This window comes from Mesorhizobium sp. M7A.F.Ca.US.005.03.2.1, from assembly GCF_003997795.1.
Lineage (GTDB): Bacteria > Pseudomonadota > Alphaproteobacteria > Rhizobiales > Rhizobiaceae > Mesorhizobium > Mesorhizobium ciceri.
Genome location: NZ_RZRP01001387.1, coordinates 1 through 901, shown reverse-complemented (window position 1 = coordinate 901; position 901 = coordinate 1). Strand labels below are relative to the sequence as shown.

General features: G+C 62.7%; 2 protein-coding genes. Both read right to left on the bottom strand.

The window, feature by feature from the left end:
- The coding region (locus EN991_RS37970) for a ClpXP protease specificity-enhancing factor SspB (RefSeq protein WP_245461198.1) at nt 1-268 on the bottom strand (268 nt) is incomplete at its 3' end.
- A 118-nt stretch (nt 269-386) separates the two neighbouring features.
- The coding region (locus EN991_RS37965; RefSeq protein WP_127370618.1) for a TetR/AcrR family transcriptional regulator C-terminal domain-containing protein at nt 387-901 on the bottom strand (515 nt) is incomplete at its 5' end.

Sequence of the window (901 nt, the reverse complement as noted above, 5' to 3'; positions counted from 1 at the left end):
CATCGGAGAAGGACAGGCCAACCTCGAAGCCGGTATCGGTCACCTTCAGGTCCCAATACTGGAACTGAATGACGATGGTCATCTGCTCGGGATAGCGCTCGCGCAGCCGCGAAGACACGCGTACGCCCGGCGCGCCGGTCAGGAAGGTGATGAAGAAGTGGTGGTTGCCGGGGAGGCCGGTGCGCGCGACCTCGGCCAGGACCTTGCGCATGACGCCGCGCAACGCCTCCTGGGCCAGAATGTCGTAGCGGATGTGGTCGTCGGCCATGTGGCGGTCGGGTTCCGTTGAATCGTCCGCATAGCTGTAATCAAGCTTGAGCGCGGCGTAAACCGCATATAGATCACCCTCGCGCGGAAGCGAAGACTATTGCCAGCGATTTGATCGCTCAGGCGCTGGCGAGCGCGCTTTGCTTTTCGGACGATGCCGCGGAGCGGCGCTTGCCGAAGGCGCGCAGGAAGGTACGCACGCCATTGGTCGCGGATCGCAGCACCTCGTCCTCGCGCGGCGAGCCGCCAAGCATGAAGGTGGTCTGCAGTTCGGCATTGACGAGGCCAAGGAACTGGCGTGCCGCCACGTCCGGGTCCTCGATCGTGAGATAGCCGCCATAGGCGAGGCGGGCGAAGCGGGCGGCGATTGCCGGCCATGTCCTGCCCGGTCCCTGTTCGCGCCATTCGGCAAACAGTTCGGGATAGCGCTCGCCTTCGGTCTGGATCAGCTTGCGCAGGAATTTTCCATCGCGGTTGCAGATGCAATTCTGATTCAAGCGCACCGCAAAGCCGATCAGGTCGGCTTCGAGATCCCCCGGCTGATCGGGGAAGGTGGCAATGGTGGCGAAGATTCCGGCATTGCAACGTTCGGTCAGATCACGGACCACAGCGACGAACAGTTTTTCCTTGTCGC